A 6327-nucleotide genomic window follows, 5' to 3' on the forward strand; every position below is an offset into this window, starting at 1 on the left:
CGCCGCACCGTCAGTGGTGGTGGTGCCAGCGGACGGCCTTGCGGATGGTCACCGGCAGTGCGGGCGCGCCGTCGACCGGTGCGGGGTCCTCGGCGGTGGGTGCCACTCCCCCGGCGGCAATCCGGTCCAGCGTGGCCAGGCCCGCCCCGTCGACCTCGCCGAAGATCGTGTAGTTGGGGCGCAGGGCGGAGTTGGCGTAGACCAGGAAGAACTGGCTGCCGTTGGTGTCCGGCCCGGCGTTGGCCATGGCCAGCACGCCACGGGCGTACACCCGGCGCTCGCCGGTCGGGTCGGTGGGCGCGGGCGGCAGGTCGGTCGGCAACTCGTCGCGGTACCGGTAGCCCGGGCCGCCCTCACCGGTGCCGGACGGGTCACCGCACTGCAGCACGCTCAGCGTGGGGTACGCGGTGAGCCGGTGGCACGGGGTGCGGTCGTAGAACCGCTTGCTCACCAGGTGCAGGAAGCTCTGCACCGTGCACGGCGCCGCGGCCCGGTCCAGTGTCAACCCGATGGGCCCGTGGTTGGTCGCCAGGGTCACCCGGACACTGCCCCGGGCCGGGGTGCGTCGCGGGTCGGGCGGCAGCGGCACCGGCCGGGCCGCGGGTTCGTCCGGGGTCTCGGTGTACGCGCACGGGCCGTGGGTGGTGCGCGGTGGCCGGTCGGCGGCGTCCGAGACCACGGACGGCGCGGCGGAAGCACCGTCTGCGCCGGCCGGCGCGGCGACCGCGCTCGCGGACGCGCCGACGACCAGCGCCCCGGCGAGGGCTGTCACCCCCGCGAGGCGGGTCAGGGCGCGCACCGGTCGGCGGGGTGCCGCCACTGCGGGGCGCGGTTCGAGTTCACTCGACACAGGGATCCTCCTGGACTGGTGGGGCCAGAAAGACCGGAGTCTATGGATGGCAGCGCCCGATGTCGATCCGTCAGGGCATCCGACGGCGACGCCGCCACAGCACGCCGCCCATCAACGCCACCACCGTCGCGCCGCTCACCGCGATCACCGACCAGAGCCACCCCGAGCCACTGGGCGCGGACCCGCTGGCCGCCGCCGGTCGGGGCGCGCCGGGTGCCGCCAGCGCGGACGGCGCCGCGGACGGGGTGGCGGTCAGCTCGCCGGGCTCGACCAGTCGACCCACGGCGGCGTCGCGCGGCAGCGTGAAGCCCCAGTCCAGGAGGGCCGCGCCCTGCTCCCAGCCGCGTACGGGTGCCGATTCGGCGCCCAGCAGGGTCACCACCAGTCGCCGCCCGCCCCGTTCCGCCGCCCCCACGTAGGTGTGCCGGGCCAGGTCGGTGAAGCCGGTCTTGCCGCCGAGCGCCCCCGGGTACCGGTAGATGAGCTGGTTCTCGTTCTGGATCTCGAAGCCCTTGGTGCGTTGCGCCGGCTGGACCGGAATCGACGCCTGCTCGGTCAGCGCATACCGACGGAAGTTCGGTTCGGCGAAGCAGACACGGGCGATCAGCGCCAGGTCGTACGCGCTGGTGAACTGCCCCCTGCCGTCCAACCCGGACGGGGTGACCGCGTGCGTCTGGAGCGCGCCGAGGTGGTGGGCCTGCTCGTTCATGGCGCGGACGCCGGCGGCGCTGTCCGTTCCGCTGCCGAGTCGCGCGAGGGCGTTGGCGGCCTCGTTGCCGGAGTTGAGCAGCAACCCGAGCCAGATGGTCTCGATGGTGTACCGGCCGCCCGCGACCAGGCCCACGGCCGAGGAGCCGGGTTCGATGTTCATGTCCGCGTCGGTGACGGTGACGACCTGCTTCGGGTCGAGCCTGGGCAGCATCGTGGCCGCCAGCAGGAGCTTCTGCACGCTCGCCGGTGTGCCGTACTCGTGGGGGCCGCAGCCGCCGAGCACCTGGCCGCTGTCCAGGTCGGCGACCAGCCACGACGTGGCGGTGACCTTCGGCGGCGCGGGGACGCCGGCCGGCACGACCAGGCCGGCGGTGTCCAGCGCCGCGCCGCCGATCATCCGTTGCTCTCCGACGGCGGGCGGGGGCGACGGCCGGGGTGGGCGGGACGCCGCCGGCACCGGAACCCGGGGGCAGCGCACCGTCGGCGCGGCGGACGCTCCCGTCGCACCGACCGGCACGGGGGCGAGCAGGACGGCGGACGTCGTGGCCGCCAGCAGCGCAGCTCTCATGTGCCCGACCCTAGTCAGGAGGATCGACCGGCGGGACGGATGCCGATCAACTCGCGTCGCCGCGAGCGCGCAGGTAGTCGTGCAGGGCGGCGCTGCCCCGCAGCCTGCGCAGGCTGCGGGTGTGCAGCTCCTGCTCGCGGCGGCCCAGCTCGGCGCGGACCCGCTGGGCGCTGCCGGTGGTCCGCAGCTCGCCCAGCACCGCGGCGATGATCTCGAACGGGTACGCGCCGCGGCGCAGCAACGCGATGACCTGCGCCGCGCGTAGCTCCGCCTCGTCATACACCCGGTAGTTGGTCCCCGGGGTGCGCCCCGGCCGCAGCAGCTCGCGCTCCTCCCACAGCCGCAGCTGCGAGGTCCGGACCCCGACCAGGGCGGCGACCTCGCCGATGCGGGCGCCGTGGCGTGGTGCGGGTCGGGTCGCCGGTGGGCTGGCCAGCACGGTCTCGAAGGCGCCGAGCACCCGGCGAATCTCCGCGCGCTCCCGGTCCAGCTCGGCGTGGCCGCCGTCGAGCGCCGCCAGGGCCGCCGGCAGGTCACCCGCGTGCACCGCCGCCATGATCTCCCGGGTACGGCTCCAACCGTGCCCCTCGGCCAACCGCCGCGCCACGGTCAGCGCCCGGGCGTGCTCGGTCGTGAAGATCCGGTAGCCGCTGGCGGTGCGGCGCACCGGCGGCAGCACCCCCAACTCGACGTAGTTGCGCACCTGCTGCACCGAGATCCCGACGGTGGCGGCCAGGTCCACGGCGCGCAGCCGATCCTTCGAGGCGACGACGTCCACGCGAGCCACCGTACCGCTTACGACGTGATTTGAGACTTTCCTGGACGTAGCTCCGCAGCCTACGCTCAGCTCTGGCCAGAACTGTCTACATGGGGACGAATGAGACAATGGAACCCGCCAGTGCCCGGCGGGGCAAAGTCCCGCCACGACTCCGTGAAGGGTTCGCATGTCGCAGCCAGCATGGTCCGCCGCCGACAGCCACGACATGATCGAGGTACGCGGGGCGCGGGAGAACAACCTCGCCGACGTCTCGGTCGACATCCCCAAACGCCGGCTGACCGTCTTCACCGGTGTCTCCGGGTCGGGCAAGTCGTCGCTGGTCTTCGGCACCATCGCCGCCGAGTCCCAGCGGATGATCAACGAGACCTACAGCGCGTTCCTCCAGTCGTTCATGCCGAACCTCAACCGGCCGGACGTCGACTCGCTGCGCAACCTCAGCGCCGCCATCGTCGTCGACCAGGAGCGGATGGGGAGCAACTCCCGCTCCACCGTCGGCACCGCCACCGACGCGTACGCGATGCTGCGGATCCTCTTCAGCCGGCTCGGCCACCCGACCATGGGCGGCGCCGGGGCGTTCAGCTTCAACCTGCCCGAGGGCATGTGCCCCACCTGCGAGGGGCTGGGCCGGGTCTCCGACCTCGACGTCAACGAGCTGGTCGACGTCGAGCGCTCCCTCAACGACGGCGCGATCACGGTGCCGAACTTCGCTGTCGACTCCTGGTACTGGCAGACCATCGTCGGCTCCGGCCTGTTCGACCCGGACGTCAAACTCCAGGACTTCACCCCGCAACAGTGGGAGGACTTCCTGCACAAGCCGGCCACCAAGATCAAGGTAGGCAGCAACAACTGGACGTACGAAGGGCTGGCGGTCAAGGTCAAGCGGCTCCTCCTGACCAAGGACCGCGAGTCGATGCAACCGCACATCCGCGCCTTCGTCGACCGGGCGGTCACCTTCACCAGCTGCGGCGACTGCGGCGGCACCCGGCTCAACGCGGCGGCCCTGTCGTCCCGGATCGCCGGGCTCACCATCGCCGACTGCTCGGCCATGCAGATCAGCGACCTGGCCGCGTTCGTCCGCACCGTCGACGACCCGGGAGCCGCGCCCCTCGTCGCCAACCTACGCGACCTGCTGGACTCCCTGGTCGAGATCGGTCTGGGCTACCTCAGCCTGGACCGCGAGTCGGCGACCCTCTCCGGCGGCGAGGCGCAACGGGTGAAAATGGTCCGCCACCTCGGCTCCAGCCTCTCCGACGTCACCTACGTCTTCGACGAACCCACCGTCGGCCTGCACCCCCACGACATCGCCCGGATGAACGACCTGCTGCTGCGGCTGCGCGACAAGGGCAACACCGTGCTGGTGGTGGAACACAAACCGGAAACCATCGCCATCGCCGACCACGTGGTCGACCTCGGACCGGGTGCCGGCACCGACGGTGGTCGGATCTGCTTCACCGGCGACATCCCCGGCCTGCGCCGCTCCGACACCCTCACCGGGCGGCACCTGGACCACCGGGTGAGGGTGCGCGCGGCGGTACGTCAACCCACCGGGCAACTCGCCATCCGCCAGGCCGACCTGCACAACCTGCACGACGTGGACGTGGACATCCCGCTCGGGGTCCTCACCGTGGTCACCGGCGTGGCCGGCTCCGGCAAGAGCTCACTGATCCACGGCTCGCTGCGCGGCCGGGCCGGGGTCGTCATCGTCGACCAGTCCCCGATCCGCGGCTCACGACGCAGCAACCCGGTCACCTACAGCGGGCTGCTCGACCCGATCCGCACCGCCTTCGCCAAGGCCAACGGGGTCAAGGCCGCGCTGTTCAGCGCCAACTCCGAGGGCGCCTGCCCCACCTGCAAGGGAATCGGCCTCATCTACACCGACCTGGCGATGATGGCCGGCGTCGCGAGCGTCTGCGAACGGTGCGAGGGGCGGCGCTTCACCGACACGGTGCTCACGTACACGCTGCGCGGCAAGAACATCCACGAGGTGCTGACCATGTCCGTCACCGAGGCGTACGCGTTCTTCCCCAGCGGGGCGGCGCACCTCATCCTCGGCCGGTTGGTCGACGTCGGGCTGGGCTACCTCAGCCTCGGCCAGCCGCTGACCACCCTGTCCGGCGGCGAGCGGCAACGACTCAAGCTCGCCATCCACCTGGCCGAGAAGACCACCACGTACGTCCTCGACGAGCCGACCACGGGCCTGCACCTGGCCGACGTGGACCAACTGCTGGCCCTGCTCGACCGGATGGTCGACGCCGGAAACACGGTGATCGTCATCGAGCACCACCAAGCTGTCATGGCTCACGCCGACTGGCTCATCGACCTCGGCCCCGGCGCCGGCCACGACGGTGGCCGCATCGTCTTCACCGGCACACCGGCCGAACTGGTCGCCACCGGCGACACCCTCACCGCCAAGCACCTCCGCGAGTACGTCAACGACCCGTCGGTGATCGGCCACAGCTGACACCGGTGCCCGCCACCAGCCGACGCACTGCCGCCGGCCGGCGCGCTGCGGCCAGCCGACGCACTGCCGCCGGCCGGCGCGCTGCGGCCAGCCGGCGCGCTGCGGCGACCGGTGCCGGCACGGGCGGCTGCTGTAAGGCGGTGCCAGTAGCGCCGTTACGGCGGTGCTTGCGGTCCGGCGGCGGGGCGGTGCTTGCGGTCCGCCGCTGCGGCGGTGCTTGCGGTCCGCTGCTGCGGCGGTCCGCCGGGTGCGGCGGTGCGGCGGTGCGGCGGTGCGGCGGTGCGGCGGTGCGGCGGTGCGGCGGTGCGGCGGTGCCAGTGGACGCGGTCGGCCTGGCCCGGCGTCACGGTGGCGGGTACGGCGGCGCTCCGACCGGCGGCGCTCCGACGAGCGGCGGTCTAGCGGACGGCCTCAGGTGACGCGGCGCAGCCAGCGCCGCTGCCAGGGGGTTTCGACTGCCTTCGGGTGGTAACCGGCCCGCACCCACGGCACCGCCCGCTCGACCGGCAGACCGTCGAGGATCGCCAGGGCGGCCAAGGCCGTTCCGGTGCGGCCCAGCCCACCCCGACAGGCCACCTCGACACGTTCACCGTCGTGGGCCCGTCGCAGCGCCTCCCGCAGAACGTCGAGGGCTTCGGCGCGGTCGAGCGGCACCCAGAAGTCGGGCCAACGGATCCGCCGGTACGGCCAGGCGGGTTCCGGGCCAGGCGCCAGCAGCACGGCGAAGTCGGCGGGCGAGGTCGCGGCAGCGACGCGGCGACCGCGCACCGTCGCCCCACTGGGGAGTACGAGTAGGCCCGACTGCTCGGACCACGCCTGTGCGTCAGTCACCCGGACATTGTGCCGCGACGCTCTGCCAGATGAGCACAGACAGCGCCGCCCCCGGCTGAAGGGCCGGGGGCGGCGCTGGTGTCGGTGTGCAGGTCGCCTCTCGGCGAGTGGCACGACGCGGCTCCAGC

At 72.8% G+C, this 6327-nt stretch carries 5 protein-coding genes; 1 reads left to right on the plus strand and 4 read right to left on the minus strand.

Going from position 1 to position 6327, the window contains the following annotated elements:
• Positions 1-10: 10 nt before the first annotated feature.
• The 3 genes from AB0877_RS30330 to AB0877_RS30340 all read right to left on the minus strand — a co-directional run bounded on the left by AB0877_RS30330 (position 11) and on the right by AB0877_RS30340 (position 2907).
• Complete coding sequence (locus tag AB0877_RS30330) at positions 11-850, minus strand: peptidylprolyl isomerase (protein ID WP_366613075.1); 840 nt, start codon at positions 848-850, stop codon at positions 11-13.
• A gap of 70 nt (positions 851-920) precedes the next feature.
• Positions 921-2129, minus strand: coding sequence for a D-alanyl-D-alanine carboxypeptidase (locus AB0877_RS30335; RefSeq protein ID WP_366613077.1), 1209 nt, complete (start codon positions 2127-2129; stop codon positions 921-923).
• Positions 2130-2175: 46 nt separating this feature from the next.
• Positions 2176-2907, minus strand: coding sequence for a MerR family transcriptional regulator (locus AB0877_RS30340; protein ID WP_366613079.1), 732 nt, complete (start codon positions 2905-2907; stop codon positions 2176-2178).
• A gap of 166 nt (positions 2908-3073) precedes the next feature.
• On the opposite strand from AB0877_RS30340, the gene AB0877_RS30345 reads away from it, so the two are divergent.
• Positions 3074-5368, plus strand: coding sequence for an excinuclease ABC subunit UvrA (locus AB0877_RS30345; RefSeq protein ID WP_366613081.1), 2295 nt, complete (start codon positions 3074-3076; stop codon positions 5366-5368).
• Positions 5369-5779: 411 nt separating this feature from the next.
• Here the strand turns inward: AB0877_RS30345 and AB0877_RS30350 are convergent, their stop codons facing one another.
• A complete protein-coding gene (locus AB0877_RS30350) occupies positions 5780-6199 on the minus strand; it encodes a protein-tyrosine phosphatase family protein (protein ID WP_366613083.1) in 420 nt (139 codons plus the stop codon).
• Between the last annotated feature and the right edge of the window lie 128 nt (positions 6200-6327).

Origin of the sequence: Micromonospora sp. NPDC047644 (assembly GCF_040704315.1) — a bacterium.
In the GTDB taxonomy this organism is placed as follows: Bacteria; Actinomycetota; Actinomycetes; order Mycobacteriales; family Micromonosporaceae; genus Micromonospora.

Coding starts and splice junctions, on each gene's coding strand:
- AB0877_RS30345 (WP_366613081.1), top strand. CDS start 3,074: ATGTCGCAGCCAGCATGGTCCGCCGCCGACAGCCACGACATGATCGAG.
- AB0877_RS30335 (WP_366613077.1), bottom strand. CDS start 2,129: ATGAGAGCTGCGCTGCTGGCGGCCACGACGTCCGCCGTCCTGCTCGCC.